Here is a 24214-nt window from a genome sequence, read left to right as displayed (position 1 = left end):
GGAAAATCAATTGGTCTTTTCTGGCAAAGGAAGGTTGACCCACTCTTTGTAGAAGGTTTCTATATCCGGTTCGAAATCATGGATTACCGGGTACCAGGGCGTAGGCGCTTCCACATCATGCATGATGCCGCATGTGGGGCAGTAGTATTCCCGGTAAACCTGCCAGTCTGTATCCGGGTGCATGTGTTCCGGGTAGACTTCCAGCATGGCGTCTTTGGTATCGCGGACATACACCACGGCACTTAGCTTCCAGTTCTCCCGGTAATCGCCAAATTCATGGCCACAGCGGCATTTTGTCAGCCATTTGTTTGTCCCTTTTTGTTGCGCGATGTACAGATGCGGCCCAAGAGGGAGGATAATCTTGTCCTGCCAGTCCACTTTGGCCTGCAACGTTTTAACATATTGCGCAAACCGGGACTGATCCTTCGGCATCGACAACATCCGCATGGTGGTTTTCCAGTCGAGCTTACCTTCTACCAATTTCTCGACCTGTTCGTCGGTATACTGAGACATAATGCTTCTCCTTCAGGTTAGGGCTCACTCTTCAACCAGGGTGATCGTAGAAACGTCCGGCATCCGGGAAAGATCCATGCGGTACTTGGAACCGTATGAAGGCACGCCAAGCTCTTCTTCCGGCAGGGACCACCCATCCGGCAATTCCCAGAATGACTTGAACTGGTTCAGGAACTTCTGGGACAGGCCAAAGCTGGTGGCGTACATGTGTTTGACCGGCAAAGATGCGTCTTTATCCAGGATTTTCTGGCGCTCTTTCTGCATCCAGTCCCGGGTTGGGACTGCCCGTGCGAGACGCTCTTTTCGAATTTCTGCCCGGCGAATTGCTGTCTGTTTTTCATCGACAGACCAGACGCCGTTTTCATCCTGGTGGAGTACCGCACCGTAAACTTTGCGGGCAAATTCCGGCAGCACGAAGGCTTCATTCAGGTCATGTGCAATGGATTCACTATCGCGGTCCAGCGGGTCGCCGAAACCGGGGCCGCCACGCAGGTAGTTGAGGTAGAGGTCGTGGTTGTCATAACAGTCTTCAGTGGTCATGCACTGCTGGTCGCGTTTTACCACAGAACCGGGAGACAGGTGTTTTTCGTAATCTGGGCTGGCCGGGTTGAGATCCGCACCGAGTGGCAGGCTGTCACCCTGCTGGATACGTTCTTTGATGCCAGTCATATGGGCCTCAAAACGGTAACCGGTTGCCGGTGGGTAGCCTCCCATCATTCCCCAGTCACTGTTCATGTAGCCGTTACCCATGAAGAACATGGTCCAGTCATGGGAATTCCACACCATACGCAGGGATTCAAAGCCACACCCTCCGCGGTACTTGCCATACCCCCCGGAGTTGCACTTTACGTTCCTGCCAAGATAAAGAAGCGGTTCCGCCATTTCCCAGATTTCGACATCCCCCATGTCGCCTTCCGGGTTCCAGATTGCTGCGGCGTGGTTCAGCCCGTCCTTGATGGCACAGGCGCCGGTGCCGCAGGATGATGCCTCAAAACTGTTTACTGCGTGGATGTCACCGTCCTGGTTGATACCGCCGCCCTGAAGCCAGTTTGAGGTATTGGCGTTACCGGCATTTACTTCTTCCAGGTAGCCCCGGCTGAAGTAGCCCTGCCCCAGACCCCGCCACAATGCACTCCATCCGGAAACCAGAAAGTGCCAGGCGTAGGCATGGCCTGTCCGCCGGTCATCCGGGTTCATCCAGGCTCCTTTGGGAAGCCGGAATTCCGTGCCGTAATAGGCTCCGTCGTTGATGCGTTGGGTGGGTACCAGTGTCTGGGTCATCATCACCCAAATCCCGCTGGTAAAGGCTACCTGGTGGGCATTGTACGAGTGCCATCCCCAGCGGCTTGCCCCTTCAAAATCGAGCCGCCATGAACCGTCACCCCGGATGGTCATTTCTACCGGTGAGTGCATAACCGTATCGAGCTTGGCGAAGGCAGAGGGGGTCTGTACATCCGGGTGGGCGTAGGGGACGTCCACAAACGCCACTTTGCGGTATTTCCCCGGCAGGGTCATGGCCTTGATGCGGGTCTGCAGACCGCGGCGGCCGTCTTCCACCACTTCGTAGGAGAACTTTTCGTAGGCTTCAATGCCTTCTTCGCGGATCACTTCCTCCACCAGATCCCGGATCATATGGCATCCGGCTATCCGGGTACGTTCGTCAAGGATCCAGTACTTCGGTGTGCGGACGGAGCGTTGGGATTCATGCAGCCAGTCCCGGAACGGCTCATCATTCACACCGGTTTTGCGGCAGGTAATCATGTAGCCATCCCCGAAACGTTGAACCTGCCCGGTGGACATAGAGCCCGGCGTGACAGCACCGGTATCTATGACGTGTGTCACCCCGCCGACCCAGCCGATAAGCCTTCCATCCCAGAAAATGGGGACGATGGTAGCGATATCGCAAGGGTGGACATTGCCGATGGAGCAGTCATTGTTGGTGAACATGTCACCGGGATCGATGCCGGGATTGACCTCCCAGTTGTTCTCAATCATGTATTTGATGGCGGCACCCATGGTACCCACATGGATGATGATGCCGGTGGACGTCAGCACACAGTCGCCGGCGGCGTTATACAGGGTGAAACAGAGTTCCCCTTCCTGCTCTACAATCGGGCTGGCTGCGATCTTTTTCGCCGTCTCCCGCGCATGCACCAGGCCGCCGCGGATTTTTGAAAACAGCTTTTCATAACGGATTGGGTCATTCTCGCGGAATTCCAGGTTTTCCAGCCCGTTGTAAAATCCGGTGGCCGCTGTTTTGGCTAGAATTTTGTCACGGAACGTTTTCAGTGACTCGCCGTTCCCCAGAAGGTCGGCATGGCCTTTGATTTTGGTAATGTCATCCATGGGTTAGTCCTCCTTGAGGGACTTGAGGTGGAACAGGCGGTGCTTGTCGAGGAAGGTCTCAAAGCCGTCCGGTACAACAAAAGTGGTGGCGTCAGATTCAATGATCGCCGGCCCGGTGATGCGGTTGCCGGGTTTCAATGCTTCCATCTTGTAGAGCTGGGCATCGACCCACTGCTTGTGGCGGTAGAAAGGGCGGTGCCCTAGGCGGGAAGACTCTGGTGGGATTTCGCCGGTTTCCTCATCTTCCGGCAGGGACGGTTTTACCGTGGCGACCAGGCCATGCATGATTGCACCGGTGACCGAAAAGCCCAGCTCAGGCGATCGGGCTGCACTGGCGTACACCCGGGAGTATGTTTCCTCGAAGGCTTCAACCAGCTTGTCCCAGTCAGTGGCGGTCGCAGCACTGGTGATAGGGGAGAGAATTTCCAGATCGTTGAGCTGGCCCATGTACTGCATACGGAACCCGGGACGCAATATCACGTCTTCCGGCTTAAAGCCGTTGATCACAAACTCTTCGACCACCTTGGCCGCCAGTTCTTCCCATGCAGACTGCATCACGCGGCATGCCGCTTCCTTTTCGCCGTCCGGTGCAAACTGCGCAACAGCGATATCGACACTCTTGTCGTAGCGGTACTCAAAATCGGCACAGGCGCAGCCAAAGGCCGAGAAGCCTGCAGCCCAGGCCGGGACGATAATGTCCTTGAAGCCCAGTCCTTCCGTGTAGCCGTAGGTGTGCACCGGCCCCGCTCCACCATAGGAGAAGCAGACGTATTCGGTTGGGCTGTACCCCTTAGCTCCGATATTGGCACGAAGGTACTCACGGAGCTGGAGGTCGAGCAGTTCAATGACACCGGCTGCAGCGTCTTCTACGGAAAGCCCCATCGGTTCGGCAATTTGCGCCTTAATGTGTTTCCGTGCCCTTTCTACATCCAGTTTGATAGCGCCGCCAAGAAAGTTGTCCGGGTTGAGATAGCCAAGCACAACGTGGCAGTCGGTGACTGAGACCGTATCCAGCCCACTGTCTTTCCAGCATGTACCTACCTTGTACCCGGCACTGTCTGGGCCGAGTGTGATGGAGTTACTGTAAGGGTCGATGCGCACAAAACTGCCTGCACCGGCACCAACGGAATCCATCACTACCAGTGGCAGTGAAAGTACCAACCTTGCCATATCCGGGTCAGCGGCAATGGCAAAGTTCCCTTTGGTAATCAGCGCCATGTCAAAGCTGGTACCGCCAATGTCGGAGCAGGCGATGTTGTCATAACCGAGCATTTCCCCTAACAGTTTTGAGCCAATTACCCCACCGATAGGGCCCGAAACAATGGTTCTTGCCAGCTCTTTGGCTTTCCAGGAAATGGTACCGCCGTGGGTGGCCATGACCCGCAGGTCAAAGTGGGCACCGTGTTTGTGGAAACGGTCGCTGACCTTTTTCAAGGTCTGGCGGGAAGGTTCTGCGGCATAGGCCTCCAGCACCGTGGTATTCATGCGGTGGCTTTCTTTACGGGAAGGGTAGTAGTCAACCGATGCAAACACCGGGATATCAACCCCCATATCCTTGAGCTTTTCTTTGCAGATATCCCGGGCAATCTGCTCATTGCGCTCGTTTTTATGGGACTGCAACAGGCAAATTACAATGGCATCCGAACCGGCTTTTACCAGCTCTTCAGTTGCAATGGCGACTTCAGCCTCTCGCAAGGGGATGACGACATTGCCCTGGACATCGGTACGTTCGGTGACACCCCGGATGCGGGAAAGTGGCACCAGAGGCGGGTCATATTTGTGGGTGTTGAGGTGAATCCGGTCTTCGAGGGCATAGCCGAGGTAACTTTGAATAGCGCGCCCCATTGAGTGAGTCTGTTCGAATCCCCGGTTACAGATAAGCCCGACACTCAGGCCTTTTCGCTGTACCACCCGGTTGAGCATGGCGGTGCCGGAATAAACACCGGTCACCAGTTCCGGGTACACCTCATCTATCGCCCGGTTCCAGTGGGCGAGTGCATCTTCTGAGGAATTGTAAATTGCCACGGATTCATCATCCGGGTTACTTTGCGCCTTGCCGACAACAAACCTGCCGTCTTCGCGGACAAAAAAGGTGTCGGTCATTGTGCCGCCGGCATCTATTCCCAATACCTTTACCGTTCCTTCTTGCTGTTGCATAGCTCTCTCCTTATTGAAGGATTTTTATCGCTTCATCCAGTGAAGGGCCGCCAGTAGTATTGGCTGCCCTAGTCTCCAGAGAGCAACGGCTATGCCATGTGTTAATGGGATGTTTAACTGGCTTTTAATCAATCGGTTAACGGTAATCTGTGATCTGTGGGCAGCGTTTCCCGTCCGATTAGAAGTCGGACGGGAAAGGGGAAAACGTAGGAAAAAACGTCAGATCAGGGATGAAATTATGTGGAAGGCACCGGAGCGCAAAACATGCCGGGCAAGGCTACCGCTCGCTGGCTCGTATAGCTTCCACTTCTTTGCCGAGGCCGTATTTTTTCAGTTTCAGGTAGAGGGTACTTTTGGCGATTCCCAGTTTTTGGGCCGCCAGGGTAAGGTTGCCTTCACTGGCATGGATCGTGTGCCTGATTTGCTCACTTTCCGACTGTTCCAGGGTAACGGGTGAGTGAAGGCTTTCATTGCTGAACAATGCCAGGGTTTCCTGCGTTTCGGTTTGTGGCAGGATTTCGGGTGGAAGGTCAGACTCGGCCAGTGTTTCTTCCGGGCACATCAGCAGCATTGATTCGATGATATTGCGCAATTCCCTGACATTCCCCGGCCAGTTATAGCTTTCCAGCATGCTGATGACACCCGGTGATACCGATTTCGGCGGTACATTGTGCAGCTTGCAAAGGCTTGCAACCATGTTGTGTACCAGCAGGGGAATATCCCCAGCCCGATCGCGAAGAGAAGGGATCCGGATGCTGGTAACGGCGATGCGGTAGAACAGATCCATCCGGAAACGCCCTTCACTCACCTCTTTGCGCAGGTCCCGGTTTGTCGCAGCAATAAGCCGGAAGCTCACCTTGCGGGGAGCGTTCTCCCCAAGCCGGTAAATTTCACCGGATTCAAGTACCCGTAGCAGGTGGGGCTGGATATCCAGAGGCATTTCGCCAATCTCATCCAGAAAGAGTGTCCCGCCGTTGGCCGCTTCTATTTTCCCTGCAAGGCCGCCTTTGCGGGCACCGGTAAAAGCACCGTCACCGTAGCCGAACAGTTCGCTGCTCAACAGGTCTTTTGAAAGCCCGCCGCAATTGAGTACAACAAACGGGGCTTTTGTCGAAGAGCCAGCGTGATGGATGCCACTGGCAAACAGCTCCTTTCCAACGCCGGTTTCGCCAAGAAGGAGGACAGAGACACGGGACTTTGACAGGTGGCGGGCTTTGGCAAGAGCATCGTTAATGGCTGGTGACCGCCCGAGCACTTTTTCAAAACCAGAGTTGGTGACAGGGGACGAAAGCCGTGATGGCTTGGCCTGAAAACCGGTTACCCTTGGAATTGGGATATGCACGATGCTTCCGGCAATCCTGTTGCCTATCATTACCGGTTCGACCCATTCGCCACAAAGCCATTCAGGGAGGGCTGGGCGTTCCTGCTCCGGGATGTCCAGGTTTAAGCCACCAATGCGCAGGTTACTGTTAACTGTATCCAGCCCGCTCTTCGCCAGGACGGCAGCTGCCCGGCTTTCTGCCTTGACCATAAAGCCCCGGCGGTCAAACAGGATTATGCCGTCGCCACTTTTGGCGGAAAGCTGGCTCATACTGTTTTCTACCAGACTGTAGCGGTGCTCCATTTCAAGCCGGGACAGACGGCTTTCGATCCGGTCGGCAGTCGTCATGGCGAGGGCCAGGCTATGGCGGCTATAGTTGGCACTGAGACCGGACACATCAATAACACCGAGGACAGAGCGATCCACCGGGTCACGTACTACAGTCGCGGAACAGGTCCAGCGTTGAATGCCTTCACAGAAGTGTTCTGCTGCATGAATTTGCACCGGTTGCCCGGTTTTAAGCGCCGTCCCTATGGCGTTGGTACCGGTAATGGACTCCGACCACAAGCCTCCGGGGATCAGCCTTGCATCCTGGAGGGGATCCTGTACCCGGGAACTGGAATCTCCCTCAACATCCAGAATGGTGCCTTGCGGATCGGTGAGTATCATTACTGTCCCGGTCGGGGAAAGGATGTCCCTTGCCTGAGCCATACAGGGTGTGCTGGCGTCTATCAGCCGGGCATGGCGGGCACGAAGTGAAGCAAGGTGGTTTGCATCCAGGGGGTCATTGGCATGGTAGCGCAAAGGATCTACATTCCCTGACTGACATCGCAGCCATGATTCCTGGATAAGCATACGCAGGTGGGTATCCGGCACTGATCCTCCCTCCATCGGGTACATGGATCCGGAAATGAATTTTTCCCACCGGGCTTTGATATTCGCGTTTTCTTCCGGGTGCGAATACCGGTCATCTTTGCTCACTTTCGCCATCATACGTACTCCTGGTACCACACTTCCATGTCATAAAACGTATCTGGGCTGTTGCCAGATAAGCTTAGCCACCCTCTTCAGGCGGTGTACTGAAATACGGGCTTAGTCTTAACAGTGTGGCGTGAGGCAAGGGGTATTTTATTGTTGTTGGTTATATTGTGAACGTGTTGGAAGGATTATAACGCAAGGGATATGCCAGCTGTGGCCGTGCGTTTATAACCTGATGAATGAGTGGAATTATTGTCTGACCACTTATTAATAGTGTGCTCTGCTACACGTCCGGAAATCGAACGGCGTGTGAGAATCATACGTTAATTTTTCCTCGACAAGGATTGTTTCCTGATGAACCGTCTTCTGCCTTTATCTGTCGTACTCTCCAGACGAGACTGGGAAAACCCGCAGACCCTCAATGTAGATACGCTTGCTGCCCATTCCCCGTTGTTTGGGTATCCCTCATTGGAGGACGCGCTTAATGGCGCGTGCTGCAGCCGGGTTTCCCTTAACGGGAAGTGGGCGTTCAGGCTCTATGAGAATCCAGAATCTGTGAATGACGGTTTTCCTGAGCCGGGTTTTGATGACAGCGGCTGGGACGCGATCCCTGTACCATCCAATTGGCAGATGCACGGTTATGACAAACCCATTTATGCCAATGTGAAATATCCTTTTACCGTAGAGCCACCGCATGTTCCCACTGAAAACCCTACCGGTTGCTACCGTACCCGTTTTATCCGGACAGATGCGGATCTCCAGCGCCAGAACCGGATTATCTTCGATGGTGTAAATTCTGCGTTTTACCTTTGGTGCAACGGCCATTGGGTTGGGTACAGTCAGGACAGCCGCCTGCCCGCCGAATTTGATTTAACGCCATACCTTGTTGTCGGTGAAAATACCGTAGCGGCAATGGTTCTGCGCTGGAGCGACGGCAGTTACCTCGAAGACCAGGATATGTGGTGGCTTAGCGGAATTTTCCGTGACGTTACCCTGCTGACCAAACCCCGCCAGCAGATCCGCGATTTCTTCGCCAAGGCCCGGTTGGATGCATGCTTCCGTGATGGCTTGCTGGAGTTGGAAACAGAGATTACGGCTGAAAAAGGGGCAGTGGTTGTCGCCCGGCTTTTCGAAGGGGATACCCCGGTATCAGATAGTGTTAAAGCGGTGCCCGGTACTGAGGTTGTTGATGAAAAAGGAAGCTGGGATGACCGTACCTTCCACCGAATCAACCTTCGCGAACCCAAGCCGTGGAGCGCAGAGTCACCTAACCTCTACCGGTTGGTGATTTCGTTGGAAGACCAGGACGGCAATGTCCATGATGTTGAAAGCTGTGAAATAGGTTTTCGCAATGTGGAGATCAAAGACGGACTGCTGCTTTTAAACGGAAAGGCGCTTCTTATCCGCGGGGTTAACCGCCATGAACACCATCCCGAACACGGCCATACAGTGACGGAAGAGGATATGGTGCAGGATATCCTGCTGATGAAGCAGAATAACTTTAATGCGGTGCGAACCTGCCATTACCCAAACCATCCCCGCTGGTATGAGCTTTGCGATCAGTACGGCCTGTACGTGGTGGATGAAGCCAATATCGAAACCCACGGTATGTTCCCTATGTCCCGCCTGTCAGAGGATCCCCTTTGGAGCAGCGCTTACCTTCAGCGGTATACGAGGATGGTAAAGCGCGACAAGAACCACCCATCGGTAATTATCTGGTCCCTCGGCAACGAATCCGGTTATGGCGCAAACCATGATGCGATGTATGCCTGGAGCAAAGCGTTTGATACAACCCGCCCGGTCCAATATGAGGGAGGCGGGGCTGATACAGCTGCCACAGACATCATTTGCCCGATGTACGCGCGCGTGGATGAGGACCAGCCATTTCCGGCAGTGCCTAAATGGTCGGTGAAAAAATGGGTGGCAATGCCGGGTGAGAACCGGCCACTTATCCTTTGCGAATACGCGCACGCGATGGGTAACAGCTTAGGCAGCTTTGACAAGTACTGGCAGGCATTTAGGCAGTATCCGCGCCTGCAAGGCGGTTTTATCTGGGACTGGGTTGACCAGGGGATAAGTAAGCGGGATAACAATGGCAGGCATTACTGGGGATATGGTGGAGATTTTGGTGATATTCAAAATGACCGCCAGTTCTGTATAAACGGCTTGGTGTTTCCCGACAGGACTCCTCACCCTACATTGGAAGAAGCCCGCTATTGTCAGCAAATGCTGCAGTTTTCGTCCCCTGCCCTGTCACTTGGTGGGGCAGTCGTTAGAGTCGCCAGCGAATTTCTTTTTGCCAGGTTGGAAAATGTTTCCCTGCATTGGAGCGTCCTAGAAAACGGCGACCCGGTTGCCAGCGGAAACCTGCCTATAGAGCTGGAGCCGGGGGAGAGCAAGGAACTGTCACTGGACTTTGGGGTTGATGGCAAAGCCGGTGCAATTTACCACCTGAATCTCGATGTAACCCAGGACTCCGCCACGGCCTGGAGTGAAGAAGGGCATCTCCTTGCTACTGAACAATTCGCGCTTGCCAACCCACAATCCCTGGTGCCGGCTGACAAGGAACAACCAAAGCCGCTTTATGTCAACGAGACATCCCGGAACCTCACCGTCACAGGGGATGGTTTCACCCTTATCTGGGATAAGGTGACGGGCCTTCTTTGTTCCGACGGGCTTTCCGGTCTGAAAGACAATTTCTACAGAGCCCCGATTGATAATGACATCGGCACCAGCGAAGCAGATGCTGTTGACCAAAATGCGTGGGTAAGCCGTTGGCAGAATGCGGATGTGGGGCAGTGGCTGCGCCGGTGTGAGCATATCAACTACTGTGCGACAGTGGAAAAGGTCATGGTTGAGGCCGGTTTCAGCTATCACGACAGCCGGAATAACCTCGTTGCTGCCACCCAATGGCGTTACTGCGTCAAAGGGGACGGCACCGTAACCCTGGATGTTGACTGTCAGTTTAATGAAAGCCTGCCGCCACTGCCTCGAATTGGCGTTCAGCTTTCTATTGCCAATGAACAGCTTGATAAGGTCACCTGGCTCGGGAGGGGACCTTTCGAAAACTACCCTGACCGTAAGTCAGCAGCCAGGTTAGGTCGCTATTCTGCTGATCCGGAAACGCTTTATACACCCTATATCTACCCGAGTGAAAATGGCCTGCGTTGCGATACCCGGTTGCTTGATATTGCCGGTTTCAGGGTGGAAGGGGAGTTTCACTTCGGTTTGAGCCCATATTCCTCAGAAATGTTGGCGAAAGCCCAACATACCAATGAACTGGTTACTGACGGCCATTATTACCTGAATATTGATGCAGCTCATATGGGTGTGGGCGGGGATGACTCCTGGAGCCCGAGTGTGCACCCTGAATTCCTCGTTGAACACAAGCAGTTCAACTACCGGCTGCTGTTCCGGTTAAAGCAATGAGATCCTGATCAAGATCACACAACTTGATTTCCTCCAACCCCGGATCAGCCACCTGATCCGGGGTTTTGTTTTTCTGTCCTGATGGGCTTTTCCTGAAATTGCTCTAATTTTTCCTGAAAGTAGTAACGTTACCACTGTTGGCTGGAAAGTGGCCGTAATGAGTGTTTATTGTATGGGTATTGATTTAAAGACGCTCGCCGCAAAGGCTTAAAAATTGGCGTTTTGGCTATACTTATTATTCTTGGTGCATATTTCATCTGCTTGTGGAAACGTTTACACTAATTGCGGAATGGATCACGGTACAGATCCAAAAGGCGAACTAACATGACGTCAACCTTAGGGTAAAAGAAGGAGTTAACGTGAAAGTTCTCGTAACCGGCGGTATGGGGTACATCGGAAGCCACACCTGTGTACAGATGATTGAAGCAGGGCTGGAACCTGTGATTTTTGACAACCTGTGCAACAGCAAGGCGGCAGTGCTTGATCGCATTGAAGCGCTCACAAAGGTACGACCGCAGTTTGTGGAAGGTGATATTCGTGACAAGACAGCCCTGGATATGCTGTTCAGTGAGCATGATATCGAGGCCGTTATTCACTTTGCCGGCTTGAAAGCGGTGGGTGAGTCAGTAGAAAAACCGCTGGAGTATTACGACAACAACGTTAACGGCACCCTGGTACTGGTTTCAGCAATGAAAACAGCAGGGGTTAACAGCCTGATTTTCAGCTCTTCAGCCACGGTATACGGTGATCCGGCGCAGGTGCCCATCACGGAGGATACGCCAACCGGACAGGTGACCAACCCTTATGGTCGCTCAAAGTACATGGTGGAAGAGTGCCTGCGTGATATCCAGAAAGCCAACCCGGTAATGAGCGTGACACTGCTTCGCTACTTCAACCCTGTCGGGGCGCACCCGTCAGGCACCATGGGTGAAGACCCTCAGGGCATCCCCAATAACCTGATGCCATTTATTGCCCAGGTAGCGGTTGGCCGCCGGGAGAGCCTTTCCGTGTTTGGCGATGACTACCCGACCCATGATGGCACAGGGATTCGTGACTATATCCATGTGATTGACCTTGCGGAGGGCCATATTGCCGCCCTCAAAGCAGTCGGAAGTAAAGCTGGCCTGCACATTTACAACCTGGGAACAGGAAAGGGTTCAAGCGTACTGGATATGGTGAACGCATTTGGTGAAGCCTGCGGCAAGCCTGTCCCTTACCAGATTTGCCCTCGCCGTCCGGGGGATATCGCTGAGTGCTGGGCCGATACTGCAAAGGCCAACCGTGAGCTGGATTGGAAAGCGACCCTTAGCGTTGCAGACATGACAGCGGATACCTGGCGCTGGCAGTCTGCCAACCCGAACGGATACGAATAATACCCCGGTGAATACCCCCGGATTGATGTGACAACAGATTTTTAGAGAGTTTACTGGGATGTACGAACAATTTGATGCAACAGAACACCCGCACCGCCGCTATAACCCATTGACAGGGCAGTGGATTCTGGTGTCACCACACCGTGCTAAGCGCCCTTGGCAAGGTCAGTCTGATGAGCCGGATCTGGTGCAATTGCCTTCCTATGATGCGGAGTGTTTCCTGTGCCCAAGCAACACCCGCATTTCGGGTGATAAAAACCCGGATTACACCGGCACCTATGTCTTCACCAATGACTTTGCTGCATTGATGACAGAAACACCGGATGCGCCATTAGGTACCAATCCGCTGTTCCGTACCGAAAGTGCTCGTGGCCTAAGCCGGGTTATCTGTTTCTCGCCGGATCACAGCAAGACCCTGCCTGAACTTTCCCTCAAGGCCATTCGCGGTGTGATTGATACCTGGAATGACCAGGTTGAAGAGCTGGGCAAGGATTACATCTGGGTTCAGGCTTTTGAGAACAAGGGTTCCCTGATGGGCTGTTCCCAGCCTCACCCGCACGGGCAAATCTGGGCGAACTCTTTCTTGCCGAATGAAATTGCCCGCAAGGAAGAGAACCTGCTCGCTTATTACCAGGAAAACGGCAGTAACCTGCTGGTGGACTATGCCGAAAGTGAAATGGCAGACGGCAGCCGCACTGTAGTGGAAACGGAACATTGGATCGCCGTAGTGCCTTACTGGGCAGCATGGCCATTCGAAACCATGCTGATGCCAAAAACACATGTCCGCCGCATGGATGATTTAACCGATGAACAGCGTGACGATCTGGCTGAAGCCCTGAAAAAACTGACCAGCCGTTACGACAACCTGTTCCAGTGCTCATTCCCGTACTCCATGGGCTGGCACTACGCCCCATTCTTCAAGGATGGACGAAACACCGATCACTGGCAGCTGCATGCGCTGTTCTACCCGCCACTGCTCCGCTCTGCCTCTGTACGCAAGTTTATGGTGGGTTATGAAATGCTGGCCGAATCCCAACGGGATCTGACCGCCGAACAAGCCGCAGACAAACTGCGTGCCGTCAGTGATGTGCACTACAAAGAACAATAACAATTTACCGGTGGAACAGCGGTTAGAAGGCCGCTTTCCCAATCCAGAGAGAGATGAACATGAATAAGTTACAGCTGGAAACTGTCAGTAAGGCATTTGAAACTGTCCTTGGTTATGCCCCTACCCACCTGATTCAGGCCCCTGGTCGTGTGAACCTGATTGGAGAGCACACCGATTACAATGATGGTTTCGTCCTGCCTTGTGCTATCGATTACCAGACGGTTGTTGCGGCGAAACCACGTAATGACCGTACGGTACGTGTCGTGTCCGTGGATTACGACAATGACATCGATACTTTCTCTCTGGATACGGAAATCTCTTTCGATACAGACCGTATGTGGCCGAACTATATCCGCGGTGTGGTGAAATACCTGATGGAGCGTGGCTACCAGTTTGACGGCGCTGATATTGCCGTGACCGGCAATGTGCCACAGGGGGCGGGCCTGAGCTCTTCTGCTGCGCTTGAAGTAGTGATCGGCCAGACGTTCAAAACCCTCTACAAATTGCCAATCACCCAGCAGGAAATCGCTCTGAATGGCCAACAGGCCGAGAACAAATTCGTGGGCTGCAATTGCGGCATCATGGATCAGCTTATCTCTGCTGAAGGTGAGCAAAACCACGCACTGCTGATTGACTGCCGCCTGCTGGAAACCCGTGCGGTATCTATGCCGGAAGACATGGCGGTTGTGATCATCAACTCCAACAAGAAGCGTGGCCTGGTCGACAGTGAGTACAACACCCGTCGCGCACAGTGTGAAGAAGCTGCCGGTGTCTTTGGCGTGCGAGCACTCCGTGACGTGACTATCGAGCAGTTTGAAGCCCGCAAAAACGAGCTGGATCCGGTTGTTGCCATGCGTGCCCGCCATGTGATTACCGAAAATGCCCGAACCCTGGCGGCGGCTGATGCCCTGACAGCTGGTGATATGTCGCGTCTCGGTAAACTGATGGCAGAATCCCATGCTTCCATGCGTGATGATTTCGAAATCACTGTGAAGGAAATCGACACACTGGTTGAAATTGTTAAAGAAACCATCGGTGAACAGGGTGGCGTCCGTATGACAGGTGGTGGTTTCGGTGGTTGCATTGTCGCTCTGGTTCCACCGGCGCTGGTGGACAAAGTAAAAGCAGCAGTGTCTGCACGTTATGAGACAGAAACCGGGCTGAAAGAGACAGTCTATGTCTGTAAGGCAATGAACGGAGCACGCGAAGTATTCCTGCAGGAGACTGCAGAAGCATGATCAAGGAAATTTCCCATGTAATGGGTGAGTCGGCGGCCTTTGACGGCCGTCCTGCCCGGGTGTTTTCTATTAGTAACCATCGTGGTATGTCAGTCACCCTGATGGATATTGGAGCAACCTGGCTGGATTGCTCTGTGCAGGTTGACGGAGAAGTGCGTGAAGTCCTGCTGCGTGCAGGTGACATGAAAGGGCACCAATTCCAGAGTGCCTATCTTGGTGCGACGGTTGGCCGCTATGCCAACCGTATTGCAGGTGGGAAATTTGCCGTTGACGGCGTTGAGTATGTGCTCGCGGCAAACCAGTCCGGAAATTGTTTGCACGGTGGAACCAATGGTTTCAGCCACCGCCGCTGGCACGCTGAAATCACCGGCGAATCGTCACTGTGTTTTACGTTGTCTTCCAAGAACGGTGATCAGGGTTTCCCTGGGAATTTGTCGGTAGTTGTTGAGTTCACCCTGACCGAGCAAAACGAGTTTGTTATCTGTTATGCCGCTCAAACAGACAAGGCGTGCCCGGTAAATTTCACCAACCATGCCTATTTCAATCTGCAGGGTGCAGAGAGTGGTACTGATTGCCTCAACCACAGCCTTCAAATGCAGGCTTCTCAGTATGTAGCTGTTGATGCATGCGGTATTCCGACTGGTGAACTCAAACGGGTAGAAGGAAACGGTTTTGACTTCCGGCAGGGCAAGGTGATCAAGCAAGACTTTCTGACCGACGAGGACCAGAAGCAGGCGAAAGGGTATGACCACGCTTTTGTGCTGGACCCAGAAGTGCAAAACGGTGAAAAGGTTGCTGCAACACTGGTATCGGCAGACGGCAAGCTGTCAATGTCCGTACTGACAACCAAGCCAGCCATTCAGGTCTACACCGGTAATTACCTTGCAGGATGCCCTTCCCGGCAAGGAGAGTATGCAGACTACAGCGGTGTTGCCCTGGAAACGGAATTCTTCCCGGATGCGCCAAACCACCCGGAATGGCCAGACAGTACGCTTCGTCCGGGTGAACAATACCGCCACACCACAACATACCGGTTTGAAACGAACTCTCGTTAACTTTTGGTATGAGTTAGCAGCTTGGCCCGCGTTTTATTGCGGGCATTTTTTTGTGGAAAATCTGTCGGGTGAACCATCATGTTCCGGGGGAAACTTTGATCAGGGTTCTCTAAGGGTAAAGTTTGGATTGCACCGCGGGACAAGTCAGTTTAGTGTGCGTTTCCCGTCCTGACTGTAGTTGATGGATATGAAACGACGAACTTTATTTGCCGCTTCCCTGCTGGCGCTTTCAGCACAGCCTTATGCTGCTGAAGGCCACAAGATCGCAAGTGTGCCTGAAAAGCGTGCGACCCAGCCGGTGGAAATCCAGAAAATCCCCGACATCATGCGCCGGTTTGACGATGCCGAGACGTTTCGAAAAAAAGCGGTAACCTTCGGCAGGCTGCCATACAACGAGGAGATCGATACGGATTTCCCCACTTACGTATCGAATGGAAAAGGGGGCTACAAATTAGAGACCACCAATGTAGTGACTGAAGACGTGGTCATTGCCCGCAATCCCAAACCGGTTGTTGGACATATCTACAATCAGTGGCTCGTGCCTTTTTCTAAGTGGAAAGAGATATACGGCAAGCTGCCGAGCTCATCTGATTTCAAACCATACCAACGCCTCAAGACCATCAAGGCTATCAAAATTGATGATCAGATACTCACCCTGTTAGGCAGCAAGGATGGCAAAACGGCTCGCATCAAAGTCAGTTGGAACCCAGACGGTATGATCGTCTACAAAGGTGGCTATCTCGCCAATGGCGAATACGGCATTGCGCCGGAAGAGATGCTGGCGAGTTATGAGAAAGTACCCGGCTAACGCGTGATTTGATCAAAAAATGCCCGCAGGATAGTGCGGGCAAAAACGACCAATTGGAAACACAGGATTACTGACTGTGTTCCGGTCGGAAGTTACCCAGCAATCGTTGACTGGATTGAACCAACAATGACAGATCACCGCCGATTCCAACCAGTTGGCAATTGGACTTAATGCACTCTTGGGCAAATGGCTGGTTAAAAGTCAGTAGCCCATTTGCTTTCCCTGCCTTCTTTATCTTTTCAAGAGCACTGGTTACTTTCTTTCTGACCTGCGGGTGGTCTGGTTTGCCGAGATAACCCATATCTGCAGCCAAATCTGCTGGGCCGACAAAAATTCCGTCAATTTCTGCAATTTTGGCTATCCCTTCAATTTCCGAGATCGCAGATGCTGACTCGACTTGTACGATGAGGCAAATTTCGTCATTTGCATTAGCAAGATAGTCTGGATTTCTCCCAAATTCGCTGGCTCGTGTGCAACCCGCTACCCCCCGAAAACCTTCAGGGGAATAGCGGGTGGCTTGAACCAGGCATTTTGCTTCCTCTTCTGTCTGGACGTAAGGAAACAGGAAATTGGTTACTCCCATATCCAACAGTCGCTTTATTTGTATGGGGTCATGGCTGTCTGGGCGAACAATGATATTAGAATTACCAGATTTTGAGGCTTGCAGCATGGGGACAATATCCCCAAGCTGCGTTGGGGAATGTTCCATATCAATCAAAAGCCAGTCAAAACCTGCAGATGCCAAGGCTTCTAACTGGTAAGTATTGGGTATAGAAATCCACATTCCTAATAACACCTGACGGGCTCTGAGTTTATTTTTTAATGTATCCATGACATTTTCCCCGTTACTTCATGACGTTCGGTAGCCAGGTTGCTAGCGCCGGGAACAGAGCTACTATAGCCAGTCCGGAAAGTTGCAACAGTACGAAAGGAATGATTCCTTTATATATCTGCGTCAATGTGATTGATTTTGGAGCAGAAGCTTTGAGATAAAAAAGGGCAGTTCCAAACGGTGGTGTAAGGAAGGAGCTTTGCAAGTTCACCGCCATTAGAATTGCAAACCAGTACAGGATGTTGTAGCTCTGTATATGGTCTCCGAAATCCAGGCCTGCCACGATAGGGCCAAATACTGGCAGGAGGATCAAACTGATTTCGATCCACTCCAGAAAGAAGCCCAAAATAAATGTCATCAGCATGACCACACCAAGAGTCTGCCAAGCGGTTAACCCCGAAGAGTGAATCAGGTCCTGTACGACATCATCCCCTCCAAGCAACCGGAATATGTATGAAAATGCAGTTGCACATATGATGATGGCAAATAGCATGGCGTTTGTAAGTGCCGTGTTTTTGACTGCCGTGGAAAGAACAGACATGTATTCTATGTTGCGTGCTTTTTTTGAGTTTTTTTGCTCGTTGCCAGTTGTTTTCTTAAGAACTATAGAAAAATAACCAAGTATTAGAGCGCCAAAGGCTCCCACGGCAGATGCTTCAGTGGGCGTTACCCAACCGGCAAGAATAGAACCCAGAACCAAAGCAACCAACATGACAGTAGGAATCAGTTTTTGAAGCGCTGAAAATAAGGTTTCCTGTGTGCATATGTCTTCTGATGGGGGAGCCAGGTGGGGTTTGAATTTGGCTACGGCAATAACATAAAACATATACAGTGTTGCCAGCAAAAGACCTGGCAGCATGGCAGACATGAAAAGGATCCCGGCGGATATAGACAACATTTCAGCTAAAACCAACAGCATTATGCTTGGCGGTATTAGTATGCCCAGAGTGCCAGATGCAGCAACGGTGCCGGTTGCAAATGAAGGGTCATAGCGATTTTTCAGCATCATGGGAAGGCACAAAACGCTCATCATGACTACAGATGCCCCAACAATGCCGGTAGTGGCCGCTAATACCGTTCCCATCATGACAACAGCTAGGGAGAGACCGCCGGGAACCCGGCGAAGCAAGTACTGGCAGGCAGTAAGCAGGTCCTTGGCAATACCGCTTTTTTCCATCATGCATCCCATGAAAATAAACAGTGGTACGGCCGAAAGAACCATGGTCTCAGCGGCTGAACCAAATATTCTTGGGACAATCGCAAAAAAGTTAATCCAGCTTAAATGATCCATGGCTATGGCAATCGTACCGAATATCCAGGCTACACCTGCCATAACAAAGGCAACTGGTAAGCCAGAGAAGATACAAAGTGCCAGAGCAATAAACATCAGGACAGCAAGCGTTTCAGCTTCAATCATTGCTCAAGTTCCTTTTGATTTTTTTCGTCACAATGCAGCGTTGCGAGAGAGGGAGAGATAATCCCAACAAGTGAGCGTAGCGAGCCTGAAAGGGCAACAATACCCAGTAAAGCCATGCAGTAAGGGATGATTAATTTGCTAATCCAGCGATACGGAAGTCCTCCCGGGTTGGCCGATACTTCGTTAATAGCGAATGCCCGTGTCACATACTCAATCCCGTAGTAAGTCATGATGGCGCAGTAGGGCAAAAGGAATATCAGACACCCGATAAGCTCAATGGTGTGCTTGGTTCGGCGGGAGAAAAAGCGCCCCAACAGCTCTATGCGGACATGTGTGTTTTCAACGTATCCCCAGGCCAGACAAGATGCCCATAGAATTGCATGAAGGTGCCAGACTGTTTCCTGGATTGCGGCAGAACCGTAAACAAAAAAGCGTCGGGTAATCACATCAGCAATGGATACAGCCACCATAGCGATTATTAACCAAGCACTGAATTGCCCGATTTTGGAAACAAAGTTGTCCAACCTTTGGGAGAAGGTAAGTATTTGGGTTAACACAGCTAACGTCCTCCACTGACATCAATCATGGTGCCGGCAACAAACGAGGCTTTTGGTGACAATAGGTATATGACGGCTTCAGCAATTTCTTCAGGCTTGGCAGCTCTGCCTGCCGCTGTACCCTGCATGATGGCGTTCAACCGTTCTTCACCGCCCCGTCCGTCGTGAGTTGCTGTGACTGTGGGGCCCGGACGAAGCCCGACAACCCGGATTCCATAAGGCCCGAGCTCCTTCGCCAAGCCTATTGTGAAGCTATCAACCGCGCCTTTTGCCGCAGCATAAAGTGTTCTCCCTGGAAGTCCGCCCAGTACCGCTGCCCTGGAAGATATATTCACTATCACACTGCCTTCCAACATGTGTTTTGCCCCTTCACGACAGCACATGACAGTAGAGATGAAATTCCGGTTCAGCATTTCAGAGACGTTTTCTTCAGTAAAATCACGTAAGAAAATGTCTTTACTGCCACCTGCGTTACAAACCAGATGGGTAACAGATCCCAAAGCCAGTCGAACTTCTTCGAAAAGCCGGACAACCTCAGGCTCGCTCCGTAGGTCAGCCTGAAATATAGAGCCCTCCCCTCCATGGAGTATTAACTCCCTGAGTACCTGTTCAGCTTTTGCCCTTGATTGGTGATAATGAATGGCAACGGTATAGCCTTCGCGGGATGCCAGAGACGCGATTGCTGCTCCAATTCCCTGGGAAGCACCGGTAACGAGTAGAACTTTTTTTAAATTGCTGCTCATAGTGTCGTTTCCCTGACGGTAAGATCTTTCCTTGATAAAAAGGCTTCGCTAAGCCGGGTTCCCAACCCGGAGCCTTCTGTTGGGTAAATATAACCTTCTCTCATAGTAGGTAACTCTGTGACGATGTCTTGATAGAACCCGTCAATGTGAGAGCGGACACATTCACTGATCAACGTATTGCTTTGTGACATAGCGAGGTGGTTGTTTGCTGCCAGGACAATTGGTCCGGTGCAATCATGCGGGGCAATTGTGCGACCAAAACTGTCGGCCAAAGCGGCAACTTTCCTGCTCTCAGTAAGGCCTCCGACCCAGGCAATATCAAAGTTTGCTATATCGACAGCCCCACGGCTGAAGGCGTCTCTGTACCATTCCTTGGTACCCATGCATTCGCTACCACAAACAGGGATCGCTATTTCCTCTGCGTAACGTTGGAGGTCTTCCATCCGGTGCATTGCCATCGGCTCTTCAACCCAATACAAATCGAACTGTTCAACTGCTTTTCCGATTTGGCGTGCTGGTTGCGGGAGCCAAAGACCGTGGAGCTCCAATAGTATATCCATCTTGTCGCCTGCTGTTTTTCGAATTCGGGCAATCAGGTCACAGGCATGCTTGAGTTCTTCCAGGCGAATCTCTCGGCCTTGAGAGTTGTATGCATACTTGTCAAAAGGCCAGATTTTCATCGCAGTAATTCCCTGGTCCAGCAAGCTTGCTGCAAGTTCCTCCGGAGCGTTGAATTGAGCCCAGAGATCATCAGGTGACTCTGTGTTATTTAGCAAAGAAGCAGGGTCGATTGTCTCGCGTCCGGTTCGGCTGACGGCATTGTATTGTGGGCTGGCACAGGTGTTGTACACACGAACCTTTTCATGAACCAACCCACCGAAGAGTGTGTAAAGAGGGGTATTGAGTGCTTGTCCGACAATGTCCCATAACGCAATATCAATGGCGGATGTTGCCCGGGTCTCCACACTCCGGGTTGGGTAACCGCGATAATAGCTGCCAATTGCGTGACGAAGTTGTCCTACCAAGTAATCAACTTTCATCGGGTCCTTGCCAAGCAGGTACTGTGCGCATGTTTCATGAAGGTGTGAGGACACTGCGTGAGGATTTCGAAATGTCTCCCCTACCCCCGTAATACCTGCATCTGTATGAATCTGTACCCAAAGAATATTGCTGAATTCTTGGCATTGTATGGTTTCAACTTTGATAATTTTCATCGCGGCTCCTGCCGAATACTGGTAACTTGGCTGTACAAGTTAACCATCCTTGGTGGTGTTAACATATTAATAACCTATAGTTGTAGGACAACTATTGTCAATGGTTGATCGAAAGATATACATATTTTTTTGATGGTAAACAGGGAGAATTTAATGGGACTTTCTGATCAAATTTATGATGAGTTGCAAAGGCGTATCGTAGAGGGGGTATACTGTATTGGTGATAAAATTCCTTCTGAATCAGAGCTTAGTGCAGATTTTTCCTCTTCGAGATCAATTATTCGAGAGGCTTTGGCCCGCCTGAAAAGTGATGGGGTCCTTGAGTCCCGGAGAGGCTCCGGAACTTTCATTGCAACAACACCGGATAAAGTAGTCAGACAGGTTGCCAAGATATCCAGTCTTGCAGATTTACAGCATTGCCTTGAATTTCGTCGCAGTGTTGAGCCTGAAGCTGCGTACTTTGCTGCAATGCGGGCAACGCGGGTTGAATTACAGGACATGGAGTTGGCACTGTCCAACCTTACCGTTGCACTTGAATCAAAAAGCTTAGAGGAAAAAAGTGATTTTGCTTTTCACTATGCTGTGGTGAGATCAAGTAGAAATCCGTTTTTTATTCAAGCATTTGAGTCATTTTCTGAACAGATAATCACAGGGATGAAACTTACACGTGGCATGTCTTTGTTATCAGGTGAAAACCGTCAGAAAGATGTTCTTGAAGGACATAAAAAGGTCTATCAGATGATACTCGATCGTGACCCTCAAGGTGCCCGAAACGCGATGCGTGAACATATCTTGTCAGGGCAGTCCAGACTTTTCTACGATATAGACATTGAACAAAAAGATGTGTGATTAAAGTTGACAGACATATTTTAAAGGGCCTATCCTCATATTGTTGCTGAATTGTTACGGTGTTTGCCGCCTTGGCAGTTCAACATCACACATTCACATGTTTTAGATGGAGAATAGGAAGTGAAGACATTTGTAAGGACGGTAATGTCTGTCGCGGTTGCCGCAGGAGTAATGGTCGCTCCTGCGCAGGCCGAAAAGCAAACATGGAAAGTACACAGTTCATTTAGTACCTCAACACCAATTGACGGACCCGCACTGCAGCGTTTGGTAGACAATACCGCGCTTTTTTCTGGCGGTGATTTTAAAGTTAAGGTGTTTGAACCGAATGCTTTGGTCCCGGCTACCCAATATTGGGAGGCCGTTTCTACTGGGGCTATTGATGCAGCTTTCGGTACCCCCGGGTACAGTCAGGGCGTTGAACCTGCCTTGGTGATGTTTTCAGCGGTGCCGTTTGGCCCCCAGGTCCCTGAATATCTCTCATGGCTAATGTATGGCGGGGGTAAAAAATTCTACGATGAAATTCTAGCCAAACATAATATGGTTGGATTTTTCTGCTCTGTTAAGTCGGCAGAGAGCGGAGGTTGGTATCCGGAACCTGTTGGTTCCTTTGATGAACTCAAAGGGAAGAAATTCCGGATGTTCGGATTGGGTGGCAAAGTATTGAATGAATTCGGTATTTCAGCCCAGCTTATTCCCGGCGGCGAGTTGTATGCTGCATTTGAACGGGGAACTGTTGATGCAGGAGAATACTCTATGCCAGCAGTGGACGAGAAGCAGGGCTTCCAAAGAATCATGAAGCACCTCTATTTCCCTGCATGGCAACAACAGGCCAGTCTTAACGATCTTCTGATAAACAAAGATGCCTGGGATAAACTCACTCCAGCCCAACAAGCCTCTATCAAAATGACCTGTGATCAAAATCTGACTTTGACGTTGGCTGAAGGTGAGTCTCTTCAAGGACCGGCAATGGTGCGGTTGAGAGAAAATGATGGTGTGACTTTCCATCGCTGGCCATATGATGAATTAGCCAAACTTCAGGAAGTTTGGGAGGACAAGGTCATTCAAGAAGAAGTTAAGTCCAGCCCCACATTCAAAAAAGTATGGGAACACTACTCTGCTTACCGTGAGGCTTACAAGGATTGGGGGCAAAACGCCTTTATTTACTAATGCTCGAAACATCTCCCCTTGCTTCAAGGGTCGATTAATCGGCCTTTGAAGCATACTTATTCAGCCAGGGCAGGCATATGAAAAATAGGAATTTAAAAGTCGGTATTATTGGCGCAGGTGCCATTTCTGAATATCACCTTCGTGCTTGGAATCAGAGTAGTGATGCTGTTCTGTCAGCAATTACGGACATCAACCTTGAACAGGCAAAAGAAAAGGCCGAGGCATTTTTTATTCCTTCTGTTTATGAAAATGCAGAAGAAATGCTAAATAACGAGAGTTTGGATGCTGTCGATATAATAACTCCTGTCCAAACTCATGTTCCTTTGACCAAGTTATGTGCGGACAAGGGAATTGATGTAATTTGCCAGAAACCTCTTGCTGCTACAGCCAAGGAAGCGAAAGAGTTGGTTGAATATTGCCAGGGGAAAATTCGTGTGATGGTGCATGAAAATACCCGCTTTAAACCACATTTTTTGTCAGCAAAGCAAGTTATTGATCGTGGAGTGTTAGGGAAAATAGTTCGAGTTAACCTTACAGTACGTAGTAGTGGTTACTTTCGAGAAAATAATGATAAATTGCCTTTTTATCTAAACAGGCAACCCTATTTGTCTGATTTCAAAAATCTGCTCATCTTCGAATCTCTTATCCATCATGTTGATGTATTAATAAGCTTATTTGGAAAGTTAGATGTTGACTATGCATCTGCGACAAATATAAATACCAGAGACCTGTCTGGTGAAGATACTGCATTGGTGGTCTTTAAAAACAAAGATAATGTGGTTATTACACTTGATGGTAGTTTTGCGGCAGCTGGTTCACCCTCATTGCCAACAGATACACTGGAAATTCTTGGGGAAAATGGGCGAGTAATTATAACCAACACTAGCATTACTGTATCTGATGGTGGTTCGACTTCAATTGAAGAAATAATGAATGATTATTGTATACCATTTGAAACCGCAACTCATCATTTTATTCATTGTTTAATTAATGGCGATGAATTTTCAACTTCTGCTTTTTCAAACTTACTGACTATAGAAACCGTAGAGAAAATATATAAAAATCTTAGCTACGAAAAATTATAAGATCATATACATTAAAAGGAATTT

The 24214-nt window shown here is 50.8% G+C and carries 18 protein-coding genes; 9 read left to right on the top strand and 9 right to left on the bottom strand.

Features of this window, described 5'->3' with window-relative positions:
* Positions 1-6: 6 nt before the first annotated feature.
* From NF212_RS20035 to NF212_RS20020, 4 genes are all read right to left on the bottom strand, one after another.
* Positions 7-513 carry an acetone carboxylase subunit gamma gene (locus NF212_RS20035; protein ID WP_434362640.1) on the bottom strand — a complete coding sequence of 169 codons (507 nt, stop codon included), beginning with the start codon at positions 511-513 and terminating at the stop codon, positions 7-9.
* A 24-nt stretch (positions 514-537) separates the two neighbouring features.
* Positions 538-2859 carry a hydantoinase B/oxoprolinase family protein gene (locus NF212_RS20030; protein WP_434362639.1) on the bottom strand — a complete coding sequence of 774 codons (2322 nt, stop codon included), beginning with the start codon at positions 2857-2859 and terminating at the stop codon, positions 538-540.
* Between the two features lie 3 nt (positions 2860-2862).
* On the bottom strand, positions 2863-5016 hold the full coding sequence (locus NF212_RS20025; protein WP_434362637.1) for a hydantoinase/oxoprolinase family protein: 2154 nt from the start codon (positions 5014-5016) through the stop codon (positions 2863-2865).
* Between the two features lie 277 nt (positions 5017-5293).
* The gene (locus NF212_RS20020; RefSeq protein WP_434362636.1) at positions 5294-7330 is read right to left on the bottom strand and encodes a sigma-54-dependent Fis family transcriptional regulator; all 2037 of its coding nucleotides are present in this window, start codon (positions 7328-7330) and stop codon (positions 5294-5296) included.
* Between the two features lie 339 nt (positions 7331-7669).
* On the opposite strand from NF212_RS20020, the gene NF212_RS20015 reads away from it, so the two are divergent.
* From NF212_RS20015 to NF212_RS19990, 6 genes are all read left to right on the top strand, one after another.
* The gene (locus NF212_RS20015; RefSeq protein WP_434362635.1) at positions 7670-10744 is read left to right on the top strand and encodes a beta-galactosidase; all 3075 of its coding nucleotides are present in this window, start codon (positions 7670-7672) and stop codon (positions 10742-10744) included.
* A 359-nt stretch (positions 10745-11103) separates the two neighbouring features.
* The gene (gene galE / locus NF212_RS20010; RefSeq protein WP_434362634.1) at positions 11104-12117 is read left to right on the top strand and encodes a UDP-glucose 4-epimerase GalE; all 1014 of its coding nucleotides are present in this window, start codon (positions 11104-11106) and stop codon (positions 12115-12117) included.
* A 58-nt stretch (positions 12118-12175) separates the two neighbouring features.
* Positions 12176-13225, top strand: a complete 1050-nt coding sequence (locus NF212_RS20005; RefSeq protein WP_434362633.1) for a UDP-glucose--hexose-1-phosphate uridylyltransferase — start codon at positions 12176-12178, stop codon at positions 13223-13225.
* Positions 13226-13284: 59 nt separating this feature from the next.
* Positions 13285-14463 carry a galactokinase gene (galK, locus tag NF212_RS20000; protein ID WP_434362631.1) on the top strand — a complete coding sequence of 393 codons (1179 nt, stop codon included), beginning with the start codon at positions 13285-13287 and terminating at the stop codon, positions 14461-14463.
* Entirely contained in the window at positions 14460-15518 is a 1059-nt protein-coding gene (gene galM / locus NF212_RS19995; protein WP_434362630.1) for a galactose-1-epimerase, read from the top strand. The genes galK and galM overlap by 4 nt, the downstream gene beginning before the upstream one ends.
* A gap of 187 nt (positions 15519-15705) precedes the next feature.
* A complete protein-coding gene (locus NF212_RS19990) occupies positions 15706-16326 on the top strand; it encodes a hypothetical protein (protein WP_434362629.1) in 621 nt (206 codons plus the stop codon).
* A 67-nt stretch (positions 16327-16393) separates the two neighbouring features.
* On the opposite strand, the gene NF212_RS19985 is transcribed toward NF212_RS19990, so the two are convergent.
* From NF212_RS19985 to NF212_RS19965, 5 genes are read right to left on the bottom strand one after another with little or no spacing between them, the layout of a single operon-like run.
* Positions 16394-17158: an HpcH/HpaI aldolase family protein gene (locus tag NF212_RS19985; protein WP_434362628.1), complete on the bottom strand. Its 765-nt coding sequence runs from the start codon at positions 17156-17158 to the stop codon at positions 16394-16396.
* 13 nt (positions 17159-17171) lie between these two features.
* Positions 17172-18575, bottom strand: a complete 1404-nt coding sequence (locus NF212_RS19980; protein WP_434362626.1) for a TRAP transporter large permease — start codon at positions 18573-18575, stop codon at positions 17172-17174.
* Positions 18572-19132 carry a TRAP transporter small permease subunit gene (locus NF212_RS19975; RefSeq protein ID WP_434362624.1) on the bottom strand — a complete coding sequence of 187 codons (561 nt, stop codon included), beginning with the start codon at positions 19130-19132 and terminating at the stop codon, positions 18572-18574. The genes NF212_RS19980 and NF212_RS19975 overlap by 4 nt, the downstream gene beginning before the upstream one ends.
* A gap of 2 nt (positions 19133-19134) precedes the next feature.
* Positions 19135-19875 (bottom strand): SDR family NAD(P)-dependent oxidoreductase, encoded by a 741-nt coding sequence (locus NF212_RS19970; protein WP_434362623.1) that lies wholly within the window; start codon positions 19873-19875, stop codon positions 19135-19137.
* Positions 19872-21089 (bottom strand): mandelate racemase/muconate lactonizing enzyme family protein, encoded by a 1218-nt coding sequence (locus tag NF212_RS19965; protein WP_434362621.1) that lies wholly within the window; start codon positions 21087-21089, stop codon positions 19872-19874. The genes NF212_RS19970 and NF212_RS19965 overlap by 4 nt, the downstream gene beginning before the upstream one ends.
* Before the next feature lie 153 nt (positions 21090-21242).
* Between NF212_RS19965 and NF212_RS19960 the strand changes: the two genes are divergently transcribed.
* From NF212_RS19960 to NF212_RS19950, 3 genes are all read left to right on the top strand, one after another.
* Entirely contained in the window at positions 21243-21938 is a 696-nt protein-coding gene (locus NF212_RS19960) for a FadR/GntR family transcriptional regulator (protein WP_434362620.1), read from the top strand.
* A gap of 144 nt (positions 21939-22082) precedes the next feature.
* The gene (locus NF212_RS19955; RefSeq protein WP_434362619.1) at positions 22083-23105 is read left to right on the top strand and encodes a TRAP transporter substrate-binding protein; all 1023 of its coding nucleotides are present in this window, start codon (positions 22083-22085) and stop codon (positions 23103-23105) included.
* Between the two features lie 77 nt (positions 23106-23182).
* A complete protein-coding gene (locus NF212_RS19950; RefSeq protein WP_434362618.1) occupies positions 23183-24190 on the top strand; it encodes a Gfo/Idh/MocA family protein in 1008 nt (335 codons plus the stop codon).
* Positions 24191-24214: the final 24 nt, after the last annotated feature.

Origin of the sequence: Parasalinivibrio latis (assembly GCF_036825535.1) — a bacterium.
Lineage (GTDB): Bacteria > Pseudomonadota > Gammaproteobacteria > Enterobacterales > Vibrionaceae > Parasalinivibrio > Parasalinivibrio latis.
This window is presented reverse-complemented; position numbering and strand designations above follow the sequence as displayed.